Source organism: Alteripontixanthobacter muriae (genome assembly GCF_013336795.1).
GTDB lineage: Bacteria > Pseudomonadota > Alphaproteobacteria > Sphingomonadales > Sphingomonadaceae > Pseudopontixanthobacter > Pseudopontixanthobacter muriae.
The window spans coordinates 36929-56183 of sequence record NZ_JAAFZT010000004.1 but is presented as its reverse complement, the minus strand read 5'-3'; the positions used below and the strand labels follow the sequence as shown (position 1 = coordinate 56183).

At 61.8% G+C, this 19255-nt stretch carries 15 protein-coding genes; 6 read left to right on the top strand and 9 right to left on the bottom strand.

Annotated elements, in window-relative coordinates:
- Positions 1-76: 76 nt before the first annotated feature.
- Positions 77-1540: a helicase HerA domain-containing protein gene (locus G7A66_RS01205; RefSeq protein ID WP_174293880.1), complete on the top strand. Its 1464-nt coding sequence runs from the start codon at positions 77-79 to the stop codon at positions 1538-1540.
- A gap of 16 nt (positions 1541-1556) precedes the next feature.
- On the opposite strand, the gene G7A66_RS01200 is transcribed toward G7A66_RS01205, so the two are convergent.
- Complete coding sequence (locus G7A66_RS01200; protein WP_174293879.1) at positions 1557-1943, bottom strand: hypothetical protein; 387 nt, start codon at positions 1941-1943, stop codon at positions 1557-1559.
- A gap of 285 nt (positions 1944-2228) precedes the next feature.
- On the opposite strand from G7A66_RS01200, the gene G7A66_RS01195 reads away from it, so the two are divergent.
- Positions 2229-3800 (top strand): hypothetical protein, encoded by a 1572-nt coding sequence (locus G7A66_RS01195; protein ID WP_174293878.1) that lies wholly within the window; start codon positions 2229-2231, stop codon positions 3798-3800.
- 136 nt (positions 3801-3936) lie between these two features.
- Complete coding sequence (locus tag G7A66_RS01190) at positions 3937-6645, top strand: TonB-dependent receptor domain-containing protein (protein WP_174293877.1); 2709 nt, start codon at positions 3937-3939, stop codon at positions 6643-6645.
- A 57-nt stretch (positions 6646-6702) separates the two neighbouring features.
- Here G7A66_RS01190 and G7A66_RS01185 read toward each other — a convergent pair whose 3' ends face one another.
- The 3 genes from G7A66_RS01185 to G7A66_RS01175 all read right to left on the bottom strand — a co-directional run bounded on the left by G7A66_RS01185 (position 6703) and on the right by G7A66_RS01175 (position 10299).
- Positions 6703-7380 carry a response regulator transcription factor gene (locus G7A66_RS01185; RefSeq protein ID WP_174293876.1) on the bottom strand — a complete coding sequence of 226 codons (678 nt, stop codon included), beginning with the start codon at positions 7378-7380 and terminating at the stop codon, positions 6703-6705.
- 127 nt (positions 7381-7507) lie between these two features.
- Positions 7508-8533, bottom strand: coding sequence for a copper resistance protein B (locus G7A66_RS01180; RefSeq protein WP_332310460.1), 1026 nt, complete (start codon positions 8531-8533; stop codon positions 7508-7510).
- Positions 8530-10299 carry a copper resistance system multicopper oxidase gene (locus G7A66_RS01175; protein ID WP_232366578.1) on the bottom strand — a complete coding sequence of 590 codons (1770 nt, stop codon included), beginning with the start codon at positions 10297-10299 and terminating at the stop codon, positions 8530-8532. The genes G7A66_RS01180 and G7A66_RS01175 overlap by 4 nt, the downstream gene beginning before the upstream one ends.
- Before the next feature lie 129 nt (positions 10300-10428).
- Here G7A66_RS01175 and G7A66_RS01170 point away from each other — a divergent pair, with 129 nt between their 5' ends.
- From G7A66_RS01170 to G7A66_RS01160, 3 genes are all read left to right on the top strand, one after another.
- On the top strand, positions 10429-10728 hold the full coding sequence (locus G7A66_RS01170) for a metal-sensitive transcriptional regulator (RefSeq protein ID WP_174293874.1): 300 nt from the start codon (positions 10429-10431) through the stop codon (positions 10726-10728).
- On the top strand, positions 10725-11474 hold the full coding sequence (locus G7A66_RS01165; protein ID WP_206675009.1) for a glutaredoxin family protein: 750 nt from the start codon (positions 10725-10727) through the stop codon (positions 11472-11474). The genes G7A66_RS01170 and G7A66_RS01165 overlap by 4 nt, the downstream gene beginning before the upstream one ends.
- Before the next feature lie 120 nt (positions 11475-11594).
- Positions 11595-12395, top strand: coding sequence for a S1/P1 nuclease (locus G7A66_RS01160; RefSeq protein ID WP_174293873.1), 801 nt, complete (start codon positions 11595-11597; stop codon positions 12393-12395).
- 60 nt (positions 12396-12455) lie between these two features.
- Here G7A66_RS01160 and G7A66_RS01155 read toward each other — a convergent pair whose 3' ends face one another.
- The 5 genes from G7A66_RS01155 to G7A66_RS01135 form a co-directional block, all read right to left on the bottom strand.
- Positions 12456-13253 (bottom strand): SDR family NAD(P)-dependent oxidoreductase, encoded by a 798-nt coding sequence (locus G7A66_RS01155; protein ID WP_174293872.1) that lies wholly within the window; start codon positions 13251-13253, stop codon positions 12456-12458.
- 1 nt (position 13254) lies between these two features.
- Positions 13255-14436 (bottom strand): zinc-dependent alcohol dehydrogenase, encoded by a 1182-nt coding sequence (locus G7A66_RS01150; RefSeq protein WP_174293871.1) that lies wholly within the window; start codon positions 14434-14436, stop codon positions 13255-13257.
- Positions 14436-15083, bottom strand: a complete 648-nt coding sequence (locus tag G7A66_RS01145) for an SRPBCC family protein (RefSeq protein ID WP_174293870.1) — start codon at positions 15081-15083, stop codon at positions 14436-14438. Before G7A66_RS01145 ends, G7A66_RS01150 begins: the two co-directional genes overlap by 1 nt.
- Positions 15084-15289: 206 nt before the next feature.
- Positions 15290-17686 carry a hybrid sensor histidine kinase/response regulator gene (locus G7A66_RS01140; protein ID WP_174293869.1) on the bottom strand — a complete coding sequence of 799 codons (2397 nt, stop codon included), beginning with the start codon at positions 17684-17686 and terminating at the stop codon, positions 15290-15292.
- 2 nt (positions 17687-17688) lie between these two features.
- Complete coding sequence (locus tag G7A66_RS01135) at positions 17689-19182, bottom strand: ATPase domain-containing protein (RefSeq protein WP_174293868.1); 1494 nt, start codon at positions 19180-19182, stop codon at positions 17689-17691.
- Between the last annotated feature and the right edge of the window lie 73 nt (positions 19183-19255).

Genomic DNA, 19255 nt, shown 5'->3' with positions numbered 1-19255 from the left:
GCACATCCGATCTTTCCAGTGGGAAGATCAATCGTCGAGGTTGGGATTAGGCGCGGCGGACGCTATCCTCTGCCTTGTGGAAACCCATATCATCATAGGCGAGGATTCGACCGGTGAAGCGGTGCGGATCGATATGGAGGAGCTCCTCGCGACCCGCCTGCTGGTGCAGGGCAACAGCGGCTCCGGCAAATCGCACCTCCTGCGCCGATTGCTGGAAGAAAGCGCCGGCATGGTGCAGCAGGTCGTCATCGATCCCGAAGGCGATTTCACCTCCCTGGCCGACCTGTTTCCCCATGTGGTGATCGATGGGGCTGCCCATTCGGCGGCGGAGATCGAGGCGCTTGCACGGCGTGTCCGTGAACATCGCGCCTCGATCGTGCTCGCGTTGGAAGGGCTCGATGTGGAACAGCAAATCCGCTGCGCCGCGCATTTTTTGGGGGCGTTGTTCGACGCTCCGCGCGAACACTGGTTCCCGGCGCTTGTCGTAGTGGACGAGGCGCAGATGTTCGCCCCCGCCGCCGCAGGCGAAATCAGCGAAGACACGCGCCGCATCGCGCTGACCGCGATGACCAATCTGATGTGCCGCGGCCGCAAGCGCGGTCTTGCCGGGATCGTTGCGACGCAGCGGCTCGCCAAACTGGCCAAGAATGTGGCGGCCGAAGCCTCGAACTTCCTGATGGGCCGCACGTTTCTCGACATTGATATGGCCCGGGCCGCCGATCTGCTGGGCATGGAGCGGCGGCAGGCCGAAAACATCCGCGACCTGGAAAGGGGCCGCTTTCTGGGGCTCGGTCCGGCAATCAGTCGCAAGCCGGTCCCCATCCGCATCGGCAGCGTCAGATCGGGCAATATCCGCAATGCCAGCGGGCTCGTCCCTCTGCCTGATGCGCCTGCTCAGGACATGGAGGCGCTGCTCCATGCCGAACTGGAAAGCGCGGCGCAGGACACGGCCGGTCCGGCTGGCGCGGGCAGTTCGCCCGTTCCTGTCATGGCGCGCCACATGGAGGCGCTGGAACCTTTAGCGGACCAGATGGCCGAAACCGCTGTCACAGATCGGCTAAATACAGGCATGGATAATGAGCAAGCCAGTGCCTTGAACGATGTTCTGATGGAGATCGCGGCGGATCCGGCCGCGCCGTTCCAGCCTGCGAGCCGCCTATTCCAGAGCTTCCAGCGATCCTGCCGCCAGCGCGGGGTGCGGGTCATGCTCGACATGTCCGAGTTCCGTCGCCGGTTCGCATTTGCGCTGACCGGGGTCGATGATCTCGACGCCCCGGCCCGCGCGGCGATCCGGAACCTCGCGGACAGGGTCGAAGACGATGTTCTGGCGCCGTTTCTGCTGTTGGCGCGGGGCGCGGTAGCGGGCGAAACCATGCCCGACGAAGATGCGCTGGCCCGCGCCTATGGCACCAGTTCACCGGGCAGAATCAGGCGCCTGCTCGACCATCTGGAAAATATCGGCCTGATTGTCGTGCGCGAGGAATATGGCGGCGGCCGCAGCGTTCTGGTTCCGGAACTGGAAGCCATGCGAACTGCCTGACGTGCATCGCCGGCTGTCAGTCAGCCGAAGCCAACCGACCTGCACCGCTGAATTCACCGCGCGCCAGTTTGCCGAGAGCAGATCGGGCTAGCCAGCGAGAATCCTGCCACTCGCCAGTGGCTGTTTCCAGCTTCACAGGCGTGTCACTTGCCAGCGCCGCTACGAACATCGCTTTCGCATCATCTGACCGGCCCTGGCGTGCGTAGGCAATGCCAAGATTGATCAGAACGGCAGGGTCATCGTTCGCTGCGGCTTCCAGACGCTCAACGGCGCGGTCGTCATTTCCCTGGGACAGGTCGTGATACGCAAGTGTAGCCGGATTTTCAGCAGGCCCCTGTGCCAGCGCGCCACTGGCCATGAGTGACGAAGCCAGAACGGTCGTCAGAAGGGCGGTTCTCATCATCGCGTTTCTCCTCAAGCCTCTTATCGGATTGTAAGTTGCGCCTTTTCTCCGCCCACTGCAACAAATCCGTAACATTGTCATATAATTGCAATATTGCGCCGTGTTCGGTTGTTGTCACAAATGTCATTAGAAGAGCAATCTTCTGTCTGAATATAGTCGTGTTCTTTGCAAAGAAACTGTCACGCGGCGCTCCTAATCACCCTTCTCGAAAGCGGGGGCATGTCGCCCCGGCGATTCCCGGCACCGCGAACGCGGCGGAATTTCTTGAAAAAGGGGGTCTGATTCATGACCATTTTCGAACGCTCGCTTATCCTTGGCTGCAGTGCACTTGCTCTTGCCAGCTGCGGACCTGACGATCTCACCTCGCCGGGTACCGGCGGAAATGTCATCATCAACAATCCCGCGCCTACGCCGACACCGACGCCCCCGCCGACCGGCCCCGCGACAGTCACGGCCGCATCCGGCTGCCCGACGATCGCCGATCCCACGGGCCTGACCGACAGCGGCACCATCTCGGGCCCGACCGGAAGCTATCGCGTCTGCACGATGCCGGCCCGCTTCACCGCCTCCTCCACCCTGCCTTACATCGAAGGCCTGCTTTACCGGATCGCCGGACGGGTCGATGTGGGCACCGATGGCGGCCCCACTGCTGACGCGAGCGATGGTGCCAGCGACACCGATGTGACGCTGACCATCGAACCGGGCGTGATGGCCTTCGCCAGCGGATCGTCGTTCCTGAACGTCAATCGCGGCAACATGATCGACGCAGTCGGCACCGCGGATCGCCCCATCATCTTCACCAGCCGCGACAACGTTCTCGGCCTGAACAACGCCAACTCCTCTGGCCAGTGGGGCGGTGTCGTCCTGTCCGGCCGTGCACCGGTTACCGACTGCATCGCACCGGGCGCGCAGCCTGGCACGATCGGTTGCGAACGCCAGGTCGAAGGTGCGGCCCAGCCAGCCCTGTTCGGCGGCGCCACACCTGCCGATTCTTCGGGCCGGATGAGCTATGTGCAGATCCGCTATTCCGGCTTCGTCCTGTCGGGCGACAGCGAATTGCAGTCGCTGACCACCGGCGGTGTCGGCTCGGGAACCCAGCTCGACCACATCATGAGCTACAACAGCTCCGACGATGGCGTCGAATTCTTCGGCGGACGCGTTGGCGTGAAGTATCTGGTCGTCGTCGGAGCCGAGGATGACTCGCTCGATACCGACACCGGCGTGAAGGCGAACATGCAATATGTCATTGCCGTACAGCGCCAGGGCGCGGGCGATGCCATCATCGAAGCAGATTCGACCAACGGGCTCGAAGACCAGACCCCGCGTCAGAATACGCAGATCTCGAACGCAACCTTCTACCACCGCAATGCCGCAGCATCGCAGGCCATCCGCATTCGCGGCGGCGCCGATTATGCCATCGTCAACAGCGTTCTGGTGGAAGACAGCGGTGCACCCTGCATCCGAATCGACGATGCGCAGACCATTCGCGCCGCTGGCGGTGCTGCAGACGAAGCCGGTCCGCCGGTCTTCAACTCATTCGTGATCGATTGCGACACCCCGTTCCGCGATGGCGGCGGCGGCGTGACGGCAGCGAGCGTCGAGCAGCTGTTCGTGCGCGGAACCAACAATAACGACGATTTCACCAACTCGCTTTCGTTGCTGTTCGTCAACGGCGCGAACGAAAACGCGGTGACAGCCTTCAACCCGACGGCACTCGGCAGCTTCTTCGACGCTGTCAGCTATATCGGTGCCGTTCGCGATGCTTCGGACACCTGGTATCGCGGCTGGACCTGCGACTCCGCCGCCGTGTCCTTCGGCAACACCGACCGCGCCTGTACGTCGCTTCCGGTCTACTGATCGCCAATATGAAGCCCGGGCAGCGCTTTTTGAAAGGCGCGGCCCGGGCTTCACTCAATCTTTCGTTAAGCGCGGCCTGCAGCAGGTGCCGCCCCCGGATTTCCGGACCTGATCGACCAAGGGGTCTCACATTACCATGTCCATCGCCAAGACATTCACCGGCCTGCTGTTCGTCAGCACTGCGCTCACCATCCCCGGGATCGCCTTGGCGCAGGGCACGGGCGGTGCTCCCAATACGGGCGCGGAAGGCAGCGCGAATACTCAGGCGGAAGATCTGGACGTATTAACGGATCAGGTCGAAGGCGTGGATGGCCAACCGGAAGAGGAAGCTTTCGAGCAGCCCGACGTCTCGATACCGGGCGGCGAGATCGTGGTGACAGGGCGGCGCAACCGCGACATTTCGCGCAGTTCGACGCAGATCGTCTCCGTCCTGAGTGCCGAACAGATCGCCCGGACCGGCGAAGGCGATATCGCTGGTGCCCTGAGCCGTGTCACCGGCCTTTCAACCGCCGGAAACGGGCTGGTCTATGTGCGCGGTCTCGGCGACCGCTATTCGCTCGCGCTATTGAACGGCTTGCCCCTTCCTAGCCCCCAACCGCTGAGCCGCGTCGTTCCGCTCGACATCTTTCCGACCAACATCATCGCGTCCAGCCTGGTTCAGAAGACCTACTCGGCGAATTTTCCGGGTGAATTCGGCGGCGGTGTCATCAACCTGACCACCCGCGCCGTGCCGGAGGAAAGCTTTTTGACGATTGGCGGCGGGATCAGCGGCGACAGTCAGACAACCGGCTTCGACGGCATTGCCTATTACGGCTCGGACCTCGATCCGCTCGGCTTCGACGACGGTACGCGCGATGTGCCGCCCGCCCTGCGCGACTTCTTCGCCAGCGGAAACCGCCTTTCCGATCTCGACGTCGACCAGCAGGCGATCGCGAAGCAACTGGGCGATCCCAATGTTGTCCTGACCCAGCGGATCGGCAATCTGCCGCTGAATTTCTCCGGCAACATCACGGGCGGAACATCCGTCGACGTCGGCGCGGATGGACGGCTCGGCCTTATCGCCACCGCGTCGATCAGCAACAAATGGCGTAACCGGTCGATCATTTCGCAGACGGCGGTGAACGCCGATCTCGACCTCGACACCGACTTTCGCGATTTCACGACCGATAATCGCATCGTCGTCAACGGGCTGATCGGGCTGGGACTGGAACTGGGCGACCATCGGTTCCGCTGGACCAATCTGTACATCCGCGACAGCTTGAAGCAGTCGCAATTGTCGGTGGGTGAGGACTTCCAATCCGACTTTTCCAAGCAGATCCAGAACACCGGCTGGTTCGAACGCCAGTTGCTGGATTCGCAGATTGTCGGCGAACTGGAATTCGGCGATCTCGAGATCGACCTGCGCGGCGGCTATGCCCAGACCAAGCGCGAAGCGCCGTATGAATATTCCTTCGAATATGTCCGCACCAACATTGCCGGCGACCCGCTCGGCGACCGTTTCGTTAACGTGCTCGACCGGCAGCGCGGCAATGCATCGGTCACCTTCTCGGACCTGCAGGAGGATCTCTATTACGGCGGCATCGATTTCGGCTATCGGTTGACGGACTGGCTGCGAGCTACCGTTGGCTATGCCTACACCGATACGGACCGCTTTTCCGAACGGCGTGAATTCCTGTTCGATGCATCCACCGAATTCCCCGATGCAGTGGGCCTGCTTCGTCCTGACCTGCTGCTGGGCGATGCAATCATCGACTTCTTCGACATCGGCCTGATCGAGACGACGCAGAACGATCCTGCTTTCGACGCCGGGCTGACGATCAACGCCGGTTACGGCCAGTTGCAGATCAATCCCTTCGACCGCCTCACGCTCGACGTCGGCGTCCGATACGAAGATGCGGATCAGACGGTGGATCCGGCGCAGGTGTTCACCACCCCACTCAACAGTACCGCCGGCACCGCGCTGTCGCGTGACTATTTCCTGCCCGCCGCCACGCTGACTTTCGAAGCCACGCCCGAACTGCAATTGCGGCTTTCGGCTTCCAAGACGATCGCACGCCCGCAATTCCGCGAGCTGATCTTCCAGACCTATTACGATCCCGACACGAACCGCCAGTTCAACGGTAATCCGTTCCTGGTCGACAGCCAGCTCATGAATGCAGAAGCGCGCGCCGAATATTATTTCGCTCGCAACAGCAAGTTCTCCCTCGCGGGATTCTACAAGGATCTGGACAATCCGATCGAAGCGTATTCCAGCTTCTCGGACAATGAACAGGTGACGAGCTTCGCCAATGCGCCCAAGGCTCAGCTTTACGGTGCCGAAGCCGAGTTCCAGCTGGAATACGATCTGCTCGATCTCGGCGGCTGGTTCGATAGCAAGCGGGCGGTCGCGATTGCGAACTACACCTACACGCAATCCGAAATATCGGTAGCGGAAGGCGATGTGACCCAGGTTTTCCCGCGCGGAGCGCAACCTGCGTCCAACTTCTTCCGCGATGGGGCTGCGCTGACCGGACAGTCGGATCACCTGGTGAACCTGCAACTTGGCCTCGAAGATCTCGATCGCCTGCAGCAAGTGACGCTTCTGCTGTCCTATGCCAGCGAACGAGTGACCAGCCGCGGAACCAATGCGCTGCCCGACATCGTCGAAGACCCGGGCCTGCGCGTGGACTTCGTCGCCCGCGAGGAACTGGATTTCCTGAACCAGCCGCTGACGCTGAAGTTCGAGGTCCGCAACATCTTCGGCCGCGACAATTTCGAATATCAGTCGAACGGCACGAACCGGATCGAGATCAACACTTACGAGGTCGGCACCTCGGTGAGCCTGAGCGTCGCAGCCGAATTCTGACACGCCCGAAGATTACAGCAAGTCTGACGGTCGCGACGAGCGGCCCGTCAGACCTGCTCAGTCGGGTGAATCAAGCACATAGCCGCGCGATCGAATGGTGCGCAGCAAATTGCCCGCGCCAGCCTGTTTCAAGGCCCGCCGCAGCCGTCCGACCCAGACATCGACGCTGCGTTCGTCGATATGCTGTTCATCCTTGCCGAGTCCGGAAATCAGATCCTGACGCGACAGCAGCCGGTCGGGGTTTTCCATCATGAAGCGCAGCAGGCGCAGTTCGTTGGGCCGAAGCGCCACGGGCCTATCGTGCCATTTCACCCGCATCGTATCCACATCGATGACGAGATCGCCGAGCGATACCAGATTACCCGGCCTCTGCGCCCTCTCTCCATTCTCGCACGCCAGAACCCGGTCGAGTACCGTGTTGCGGTCGATCGGCCCCACCATGTAATCGTCCGCACCTGCAGCCATCGCACGGCGCCGGTCGTCGATGTCGCCATTCTCCAGGACCATGGTGACATGCACCTCCGCCGTCCTTCCATCCGCACGCAGCCGGCGGCAGAGTTCGAGGCCGGATAGTTCGGGAGTCAGCCAGTCGATGAAAGTCCAGACGGGTCCGTCGAAAAGGCGCTGCGGAACATCTGCGCGTAACCGTCCGAAGGTGAAGCGGCAATCATCCGACAGGAAGTCCTCCGCCGTTTCGCCCAGCGGGTCTGTCGTCAATATCGTCACACATTTCATCGGCCGAAATCCTTTTCCGGCCTGAATTGCAACATGCATGTGAAACGATTGTGACGATTACCGCCGTTTCTGACACGATTGCCGAAGAGTTTTCACTGAAGGAAGTGTCAGGCTGCTATCCCGACCGTCAGAACCAGAAGCGAACTCCCACGACCATGCTCGTCACGCTTCGATCTTCGCCTTCCTGGCGCGCGTAATCCGCGCTGCGACCGAGCTTCCATTCCTGTTCGACCCCGACATAAGGCGCGAATTCTCTCGCGATCTCGTAGCGGAGCCGCAGGCCGAGTTCAGCGCTGTCCAGCCCCGCCCCGATGCCGAGTTCGGGAACGTCCTGTGCAGCCAGTTCCAACTCTGCACGCGGTTGCAGGCTGAGGCGCTGGGTGATGCGCTGGTCGAGTTCGGCCTCCACCCTGCCCGTCAGGTCGCCCCGGCCCGATAGAAAGGCAGCGGCATCCAATTCGAACAGGTAAGGCGCGAGGCCCTGCACGCCAATAACGGCGTAGGTCCGATCGATTGGCGCAAGATCCTGCCGCAAGCCGGTTTGCAGGTCGAACCATGGGCTGATCGCATGGCTCCATAACGCCTGCACTTCGGCGCTCTCGATCTCTTCGCCAAAAGCCCCCTCGCCCTCGGATTTGAACCAGAGTTTGTCGAGATCACTACCGTAATAGCCCTGCACATCCCACAAATAGCCGTCGCGGCCCTGCCTCGCGCGATATTCGACGCGGTCGCCCTGAAGCCAGAACATGGTCATCGCCCCATGGTCGCGTGCAAGCGCCTCGCGGGACGCCTGCATCGCCTCGGCACCCCAGATGGCATCGGCAGCGCGGGCCGGACCAACCCCACGAAGCGGCGAAGACGGTTCTAGCGATGGCTGCGTATGGTGCGGCCTGTGCCCCATTCGGCTGTAGCCCATCTGGCTGTGGTCCATCTGGCTGTGGTCGACCGGCTTTGGAGCCGCCTCAACGGCCGCTTGGTCGTGATGCGTTTCCGAGTGGTTGGCGTGATCTGCAAGTGTGTGACTTTCATGCTCCTGATGCGGAGCCTCGGCACTTGTCGCCGGCTGCTCGTCCGCCGGCATGGTATGTTCGGCGTGCTGGGCCATAGCTGGCGTGGCGGCTCCCATCATCAGGACGAGAACGAGATTCCTCACGATACATGCTCCGGAAAGTCGACCGAGACGATCTGGAACATGCCGGAATGCATGTGGTACAGCAGGTGGCAGTGGAATGCCCAGTCGCCGGGTTCGTCAGCGGTCAGGTCGAACGTGGCGCTTCCGCCGGGCTGCACCACCAGTGTGTGCTTCAACGGCTGATGGCCCGGCGCAGCGCCATTCACCAGTTCGAAGAAATGCCCGTGAAGATGGATCGGATGCGCCATCATCGTGTCGTTCACCAGCCTCACCCTGACTCTCTCGTTGAAAGCGAAGCGGATCGGCTCGTCGCTGACTGCGGAGAATTTCTCCCCGTCGAAGGACCACATGTAGCGTTCCATATTCCCGGTGAGGTGGATTTCCATTTCGCGGGAGGGCGGGCGCAGATCCCTGTTCGGAGCCAGCGCAACCAGATCGGTATAGGCGAGCGTGCGGTGCGGCACCTCGCTCAGCCCGATGCCGGGGTCGCTCATGCGATCGGCAGGGGCCATGGCAACCATGTCGATACCGGGCCCGACCTTCACATCCGGCGGGAGCAAAGAGGTGTCGCGCATCGACATGTCGCCCATGTCCATCGCAGCCGCTGTGGCGGAACCGGCTGCGGCAGGCGCGTTGGCAGGTCCGTGACCGGCATGCCCGGAATGGCCCATCGCGGCGTGGTCCATTGCTCCGTGGTTCATTCCGGCATGCCCTCCGGAACCCGCGCCCGCAGAGCCGTGGTCCATGTTGTCATGGTTCATGCCCATATCGGCCATGGTCAGCAGAGGCGTATCTCTTAGCGCGGGCACTGCAGCCCTCGCGCCCGGCCGGCTGGCCAGGGTGGCGACGGCCATTCCGGACCGGTCCATACTCTCGGCGACGATAGTATGCGCCTCGCCCGTAGGCTCGACGACCAGATCGTAGGTTTCGGCGGCGGCGATCTGGAACTCCTCGACCTCGACCGGTCGGACATTCTGACCGTCGGCCGCCACGATGTGGAATTTCAGCCCCGGAATGCGCACGTTGAAGAAGCTCATCGCGCTGCCATTGATGACGCGGAGGCGCACCCGTTCACCCGGCCTGAACAGATATTCAAGGCCTTCCGCCGGTCCGTGGCCATTTGCCAGATATGTGTATGTCGCGCCCGTGACGTCCAGAATATCGGTCGGCATCATGCGCATCTTCGCCCACATGCGGCGGTCTTCGGCCGAAAGCGGGTAATCGTCGGTCACGGTGCGCTGCTGGTAGTTGAAGTACCCTTCGCCCTGCTTCAGCTTCTTCATGATCACATGCGGATGCAAAGGCGTGAATTCGCTCAGCAGCAGAACATAGTCCCGATCGGCAGCCACCGGGTCCGGCCCCGCCGGATCGACGACGATGGGACCGTAGTGACCCGCCTGTTCCTGCAGATTGGAATGGCTGTGCCACCAATAGGTGCCGGACTGCCTGACCGGAAATTCGGCGACGAAGCTCTTGCCCGGTGGAATGCCGGGAAAGCTGACACCGGGAACCCCGTCCAGATGAAACGGCAGCAACAGGCCGTGCCAATGGACCGAGGTGTCCTCGTTCAGCCTGTTATGCACCGCGAGGCGGACATTGGTTCCCTCCTTCAGGCGCAGCAGCGGTCCCGGTACGCTGCCGTTCACCGCGATACCATGCCCACGGCGCCCCTCCACCATCTGCATTCCCGCCTCAACCGTCAGGTCGATGCCGGGGCCGGTTACCTGGTCGAATCCCTGCCGCAGATGCGCACCATGCAGATCGCCGCCCCGTGCCCATGCCGGCATGGCAAACGCACCCGACGCAAGCGCGCCAGCCCTGATGAGATTGCGTCTCGAAATATTCGTATCGATCACGGGGTTGAAACTCCTTCACCGCCGCATCTATATACCCCCATAAGGTATTTCAAGCGGAGCATGACGATGGATCAGCCGGACGGACATCAGGTAAAGAGGCGACCCGCCATTCTGAACCGCCTCAGCCGGATCGAGGGACAGGTCCGCGGAGTTGCAAAGATGGTCGAGGAAGATCGCTATTGCATCGACATCCTCACCCAGATCCAGGCGGTCAAGGCCGCGCTGGGGCGTGCCGAGACCGAAATCCTGAAGGATCATGCCGCCTGCTGCGTCGCCGAAGCGATCGCCAGCGGCGATGCCGCACAGCAGCGCGAGAAATTCGGCGAACTTGTCGAACTGTTCGAAAAGGCAAAACGATGAGCAACAACGGGAAGGTCGCGGTCGTGCACCGCATGGTCATGCCGGGACACATTTGTCCCTATGGACTGAAAACCGTCGATCTGCTGAAGCGAGAAGGCTTCCGCGTAGAAGATCACCATCTGGAAACGCGCGAGGAAACCGACGCTTTCAAGGCCCAGCATGACGTGAAGACCACGCCGCAAACCTTCATCAAGGGTGAGCGCATCGGCGGCTATGACGATCTGCGCGCCTATCTGGGCAAGGCCGTGCAGCAGGAGGACGCGGCCAGCTATCGCCCGGTGATCGCCATTTTCGTCATGGCGGCGCTGATCGCCCTGGCGGTAAGCTGGTCCTCTTTCGGCGAACTGCTCACCCTGCGGGCGGCGGAATGGTTTGTCAGCATTTCCATGTGCCTGCTGGCCCTGCAGAAATTGCAGGATGTTCGCGCCTTTTCGACCATGTTCCTCAATTACGATCTGCTCGCCCGGCGCTGGGTGCCCTACAGTTTCATCTATCCCTTCGCTGAAGGTTTGGCCGGCGTGTTGATGACCGCGCATGCCCTGCCGATCATTTCCGTACCGGTCGCGCTGTTCATCGGCACAATTGGCGCCTTCAGCGTCTACAAGGCCGTTTATGTCGAGAAGCGCGAGCTGAAATGCGCCTGCGTGGGGGGCAACAACAATGTCCCGCTCGGCTTCGTTTCGCTGACCGAAAATCTCATCATGGTCGGCATGGCCCTCTGGATGGGCGCGAAGGCATTTGCCTGAACGATGATCATCGCGACTTGATTTTTGCCACCGTGTGATTGCTAGCACCGGACGAACGCCAGCCCTTGCGCCATCAAGCTGTCATCTGGCGGTGTGAAGGGCTGCGCATCAGGAGGAAACATGATCTACAAGACTGCCTTGGCCCTCGCCGCAATGGCCATCTGCCTGCCCTCGCCAGCCGCGGCCTGGGGCCAGACGGGTCACCGGGTGATCGGCAAGATCGCCGACGAACGCATCAGCGGGAAAACCCGTGCCGAGATCGAGACGATCCTCGGTGCCGAAGACCTTGCCGAAGCATCGACCTGGGCGGATGAGGAGCGGTCGAACCCCGCCACTTTCTGGCAGACGGAGGCAGGGCCCTATCATTACGTCACCGTGCCCGAAGGGAAGACCTATGCCGAAGTCGGCGCCCCGGACGAAGGCGACGCCTTGAGCGCATTGGAACGGTTCTCCGCCACCGTGCGTGATCCGAATACGATGCAGGCGGACAAGGCGCTCGCCCTGCGCTTCATCGTTCATATCGTCGGTGATGTGCATCAGCCGCTGCACGCCGGAAGTGGAGACGACCGCGGCGGCAACGATGTGAAGGTGCGCTGGTTCGGCGACGATACCAATCTGCACTCCGTCTGGGATAGCCAGATGATCGAAGGGCAGAACCTGTCCTACAGCGAATATGCGAACTGGCTGGGCCGGCAGATCGACCCGGCGGAAACCATCGCCTGGTGGGACGCCAACCCGCAGGTGTGGATCGGGGAAAGCACGGCCATTCGCGACACGATCTATCCCGAAGCGACCGCGGAGATGCCGAACCTCGGCTATGCGTATCAGTACGAGCATCTGGCTACGGCGGAACAGCGCCTGCAGCAGGGAGGCGTCCGGCTGGCGGCTTATCTGGACGAGTTGTTCGACCAGGGCTCCTGACAAAAGGACGCGTCCGAAGCATGGGGCTTGGGACGCGTCCTTTCTTTGCTTGAGCTTAGCTTATTTTCCGCCGCCGGGTATTGCCAGCCTGCGGTGCATTTCCGCCACCACATTGTCGGGCAGAATGTCGGCGAACTGCGTCTGTATCTTGTTCATGAAGCCGCTGACGACCTGGGTGTCGCCTTCCAGCAGCGCGTCGTAGCCATCCTTCGCCACATCTGCCGGGTCCGATTTGCTGTCCGACTGACCGGCGCGCGTGTCTTCCATGTCGGCACGTTTGAAGAAATTCGTATCGGTGATGCCCGGAAGCAGGCAGGTCACGACGACATTCGTCTCCTTCAATTCATTATGCAGGCCGACGCAGAAATCGTCGATGAATGCCTTGGTCGAATTGTAGACGAGCTGGTACGGGCCGGGCATGTGCCCTGCGACCGAGCCGGTGACCAGGATCCGGCCCGCGTTCCGGTCGCGCATGCGCTTGCCGATCTTGTGAACCAGTGACACCGTGCCCTTGACGTTCGTGTCGATCACATGAGCGATTTCGTGCCATTCCTGATCGAAGAAGGCATGGCCCTGCCCATGCCCCGCATTGGCGATCAACGCGTCGACCTGCGTAACGTCAATTGCCTTCATCACATCGTCGACGCCGCTCTGCGTCGCAAGATCGCACTCCACCGTGCGGACCGATTTCGCTCCTGCAGCTTCGCAGGCGGCCTTGCCTGCTGACAGGTCGCGGTCGGCGACGAGGAGCAGGTCGCACCCGTCCTTCGCCGCCAGTCTGGCAAGTTCCAGACCAATGCCGCTTGAGGCCCCGGTGACGACGACGAAGCCGCTCAACTTTTCAATTTCGTTGCTCATGTCAGTCCTTCATCCCGGGTTTCAGAACGACCTTGGTCCAGCTGTCCTGTTCTTCGCGGAAGCATTTGTAGCCCCGTGCCGCATCCTCGAGCGGCAAGCGGTGCGAGATCATGAAGGTGGTGTCGACGGTGCCTTCCTCGATCTTCTTCAGCAAATCCTTGGTGTAGCGCTGCACATGCGTCTGGCCGGTGCGGATCTGCAGGCCTTTCTCCATCAGCGCGCCGGTGGGGAACTTGTCGGTCATGCCGCCATAGACGCCGGGGATCGAGACCCGTCCGCCGGGCCGCACCGCCAGCAGCGCCTGCTTGAGCACGCTCGCGCGATCGGCACCGATGCCGACCTTCTGCTTCACGATGTCGATCATGTTATCGATCGCAAAGCCGTGCGCTTCCATGCCGACCGCGTCGATGACCGCGTCCACGCCGATGCCGCCCGACATCTCCATCAATGCCTCGCGCACACTCGTCTTGCGGAAATCGATGATCTCTGCGCCCATCTGCTTCGCCAAGGCGAGGCGGTTCGGATAATGATCGATGGCGATGACCTTGCTCGCGCCCATCAGGATCGCGGACTGGATCGCGAACAGACCGACCGGGCCGCAGCCCCATACGGCGACGGTATCGTCGGGCTGGATCTCGGCATTTTCCGCCGCCATCCAGCCTGTCGGCAGAATGTCCGACAGGAACAGCACCTGGTCGTCGTCCAGATGATCGGGCACCACGATGGGGCCGAAATCCGAGAACGGCACGCGGACATATTCCGCCTGTCCGCCGGAATAGCCGCCGGTCAGGTGGGAATAGCCGAACAGACCTGCCATCGGGTGACCGTAGAGCGTCGCCGACATGTCCTGCTTTTCGGCAGGATTCGAATTCTGGCAGGCGCTATATTGCTGTATCTTGCAATGAAAACAGCCGCCGCAACTGATGGTAAAGGGCACGACGACGCGCTGCCCCTTCTCAAGTGTACTGTCCTTGCCGGTTTCGACCACCCTGCCCATGAATTCATGACCGAGCACGTCGCCGGGCTGCACGCCCGGGATCGCCCCATCATAAAGGTGGAGGTCACTGCCGCAGATCGCGGTCGAGGTGATTTCGATGATCGCGTCGCGCGAATTGATGATTTCGGGATCGTCGACTGTTTCTACGCGCACGTCATGCGTGCCATGCCATGTCAGGGCTCTCATTATCCGTTCTCCTGCTGCTTGGCTTTTCGTGTCTGGTCCTTGGTACGCGCCGAGGTCGCGACTTCGCCGGTTTCCATCAGCATCTTGAACCGCTTGAGATCGTGGCGGGCCTGCACCTCGGGTTCACGCATGAACAGCTTGGCAATGGCGCGGCCCACTTCGCCCGCGGGTGGATCGTAGGACATGACAAGCGATACGCGGGTGCCGCGCTGGCCCGGGGCATCCTCGAACTCCACGCTTCCGCTCGTCTCGATGTCTGACCCTTCGACTGATCGCCAGGCGATCCGCCTGTTCTGCGTGTCTTCGGAAACTTCCGTTCGCACATCGACCGTCCGGCCGCCGGGGGCCTTGATGGTCCACACCCGGTGATCGCCTTCGCTGCGGATCGTCTCGACATTTTCCATGAAGCGCGGAAGGTTGCCGAAATCGTGCCAGAACTCGTACAGTTCGGCTCTCGGCTTGCGGATCGTGACGGTACGGCCAAGGACAGCATCGTCGCTGTCAGGGCTCTTGCGTGTATAGAAAGGCGCGTCATCCCCGCCGCCCTTGCGGCGCTGTGTCAGGAAGGCTCCGAATGCGAGGCCGCCCAATGCGAGGCCTACGCCCGCAACGGTGCCGGCCAGTCCTAGGTCCCGGTCGTTTCTCATGATAGCTCCTGTTCAATCTGGCTTCGCCGCCGCATTGCGGCCACAAAACCAGTCTGCCTGCCGCTTCAGAAGAAGACGGGGCGAGTAGAATTCAGCATTTTGCCAAATGCTTGCACTGGTTGTGGGGGATCAACGAGAAGGTAAGCGTTAGGTTTCAAGAGACGGAAATTACTGTCCCGCCGTATTCTCAAAGGCTGGCCCAGCCCCTACTCTGCCAGCGCGAAGATCGAGGCGATAACCCGTTGCAACTGCTGGTCGCTGAAGGGTTTTTCCAACCGCGCGACAATCTCGTCCTTCGCGCCTTCCGGAAGCTCGGCATATCCGCTGGCCAGGACAACCGGAAGTCTCGGCTTCAGACGATGAACCTCCCGCGCCAGCTCCACTCCGGTCATGTTGGGCATCGCCTGATCGGTTATGACGAGATCGATTTCGTCGTGGTTGCCCAGCAACGCCAGAGCATCCCGGCCCGACCCGGCTTCGATCACCTCATGCCCGAGGTCTTCGAGCAGGGCGACGGTACCGAACAGGACCAGCGCATCGTCGTCGACCGCCAGAACGGTAAGATTACGTGACTGCTGCTCCGTCACAGCTTCTTTCGCGGCAGGCTCGTCGGAGTGCTCGGCAGGCGCTTCCGCCACCGGCAGGCGCATCTGCGCGGTGGTGCCTTCTCCCACTTTGCTCATCAGCCGGAACGATCCGCCAAGCTGGCTGGTCAGACCGTGCACCATGGAGAGGCCGAGGCCGGTTCCGCGCCCCACGCCCTTGGTGGTGAAAAAAGGATCGGCAGCGCGCGCCAGGGTTTCGGCATCCATGCCCTCGCCCGTGTCCTGCACTTCGATGCAGACATGATCGCCGCCGCCAATCGCCAATTCACCATCGGTCTCGTCCGCACCAAGCCGGATCGTCAGCCTGCCGCTGGCATCCATCGCGTCGCGGGCGTTTACCGCCAGGTTCAGAATAGCCATTTCAAGCTGGTTTTCGTCGACCAGGGCAAGGGGAACCTGATGACCGATCTGCAACTCTATGTCGATCTGCGGGCCAAGCGACCTTTCCAGCAAGTCGCGCATTCCCGCGATTAGCCGCGCCACGTCGACCGCCTTCGGGTCCAGTTCCTGCTTGCGGGCGAAGGCGAGCATGCGCTGCGTCAGTGTTGCCCCCCGCTCGGCACCGGCCAGCGCATTGTCGAGGTAGCTCTGCGCGCGGCGGTCGCCTTCAGGCAGCCTTCGGCGCAGCAGTTCCAGGCTGGAGCGCACCGCCATCAGCAGATTGTTGAAATCATGCGCCACGCCCCCGGTCAGCTTGCCAATCGTCTCCAGCTTCTGGCTTTGCCTCAAGGCATCCTCGGCAGTGTCCCTCGCCGCTTCGGCAGCCTTGCGCTCGGTCACGTCTATAATCGACGCCATGATGCGCTTCACATCGCCACTCTTTTCGCGCGTCGCGCGTGCCGACACCAGCACTTCGGCGCGTTCGCCCGTTCTTTTAACCAAGGTATAGGGCAGGTCGTAGACAACTTCCCTGCTCAGCAAGCGGTGCCTGTAAGCACCGCTATGGTCGGGCAGATTTTCCGGAGCGATGAAATCGGTCACTGGCCTGCCCAGAACATCCTGCGCGCTATCGTATTGCATGAACGACAACCAGCGTTCGCTGGCGCTGACCAGCCGCTCCTCCTTGTCGAGCGAAAGCAGGGCTACCGGGGTCTTCTGATACAGGTCGAGCAGTTCCTGCGTCCGTTCGGCGACCGCGATTTCGAGCATGTTCTGCGACGCCGCCAGTTCCTGCCGGATCTGCACCTGATCGTGAATGTCGGTGCAGCTTCCGTACCAGCGGGTAATTTGCCCTGCCCCGTCCCTGACGGGCTGCGCCTTGCCCAGAACCCAGCGATATTGACCCGACCGGTGGCGGAGCCGGTATTCGATTTCATAGGGAACACCGTTCGCGAGCGAATATTGCCAGCGGCTCCAGGCCCGTTCCTGGTCTTCGGGGTGGAAGATGTCGTTCCACTGGTCGCCATCGGTCGAACCCGCAGGCACTCCGGTGAATTCGTACCAGCGGTCGTTGTAGTAATCGTGATGGCCGTCGGGGCGCGTGGACCAGATCATCTGGTCGACCGAGTTGGCGATCGCATGAAACTTGCGTTCGCTGCGATGCAGCTTCTCTTCCTGCTCTCGCAGCTCCTCGATACGGGCGCGCGCTTCGAATTGCCGCTGCCGGGCCTTCAGGGCAGATCGCGCCGCGCGGATGATGTCGTCGCTCTGCATCGGGCGGGACAGCAGGACGACATTGCCCAGCCGGTCGAAGCGCTGCTCCTCCGCTGCGGTGCGGTTACGTGAAGTGCCCGTGGTCAGCACGACAAAAGGAATGTCGGACCACGCAGGCTGGCGATCCAGCGCCGTGCCGATACCGGACAAGGCATCGCCGGTAATGGCTTCTTCCGCGATCAGGACCGCGCCGATATGCTGTTCGATGTAAGAGGAGAGCGCGCCGAGCTCGCCCAGGATGATCGAGGAAATATCATGCTGTGCAAGCAGTTCCTGCGCGACCCGGGCATCCCGGCCGCGGGGCGCCAGGATCGCGATGGTGCGGCCGTAGACGGATCCCGGCACCCTCAGCCCTTCAGCAATTCATGGTCGCCCGCAATATATTGAGGACTGCCGCTGAGGACCTGGTTGAACTTCGTGAGCGGTTCTCCGATGCAGATGCCGGTCACATCGATCTCGAATTCGCGGATGGTCCGTTCATGATCCAGAGTGCGCGTCTTGATGACCGCCATGGATTTCCTGACCGTGCCTTCTACTTCGAAGAAGCGCAGCAGCATGACCGTGTCGGCAAGATAGCTGATGTCGACGTCCGAACGCAGTTCCCCGGTCACGCCGTGCTGACCCAGGATCATCAGCGAAATGATGCCCTGCTGGCTCAGATAGCTGAGAACCTCGTGCATCTGCAGCACGAGGAAATTGTCGCTGGGCATCGCGTGGAGATAGGCGTTCAGGCTGTCGATGACGATCATCTGCGCGCCGTCCTGTTCGACCGCCTGCTGGACAGCGCCGGCAAATTCCCCCGGTGACAATTCGGCCGGATCGATCTGGCGCAGCGTCAGCAAACCGCTGTCGATATGCGGCTGCAGATCCATGCCAAGCGCGGCGCAGCGTTGCAGCAAAGTCCCCAACCTTTCATCGAACAGGTAATAGGCTGCGGGCTGGCCACGCTCCAGTGCCGCGATCAGGCACTGCACCGCCGTGGTCGTCTTCCCCACCCCCGCAGGGCCGATCAGCAGCGTGTTGGTGCCCGGAACCAGCCCTCCGCCGAGCAGCGTATCAAGCCCGGAAAGCCCGGTCGTCACGGGCGCGGTCGCGAATTCGCGATGGTGCTCGGATGCGACGAGGCGGGGGTACACGGCAAGGCCGCCTTTCTCGATGCTGAAATCGTGAAAACCACCGCGATATTTCAGCCCGCGCATCTTGATGACCCGCAGCCGCCGACGTTCCGACCCGAATTCGCTCGCGCTCTGCTCCAGCGATATCACGCCGTGCGCGATGCTGTGCAGCTGCAGATCGCCCGGTTCGGAAGTGCGATCATCCAGCATCAGGACCGTGCAGTCCCGCTTGGCGAAGAAATGCTTCAGGGCAAGAATCTGGCGCCGATACCGCAAGGGACTTTGTGCAAGCAGGCGCAGTTCCGACAGGCTGTCGAGCACGACACGGGTGGGGTTTACCTTTTCCACCTGTTCGATGATGCCGCGCACTGTCTCGCCCAGCTCCACCTCGCTCGGGTGCAGCAGGGATTGCTCGTTCTCGGCACTGAATTCGTTTTCCGCCACGAGCTCGAACAAGTCGATCCCGTCGAGAGACATACCGTGCGACCGGGCGACCGCCTCCAACTCGTCAGGCGTTTCCGAAAGCGTAATGTACAGCCCGCGTTCCTCGCGCTTCCTGCCTTCCAGCAGAAAGCCCAATGCCAGCGTCGTCTTGCCCGTGCCGGGCGTCCCCTCGACGAGATAGAGCCGGTAGGCCGGCAGGCCGCCGCAGAGTATATGGTCGAGGCCCCTAATCCCGGTCGAGGCCGGCTGCGGGCCTTCGCGGCGCGTCGTGCTGTTGGTCATGAAAGGTCCCTGAATTTTCCTGCTGATTCTCGCAAGCCGAACGGAACCTTTCCCTCGAGGCTGCACGATCTTC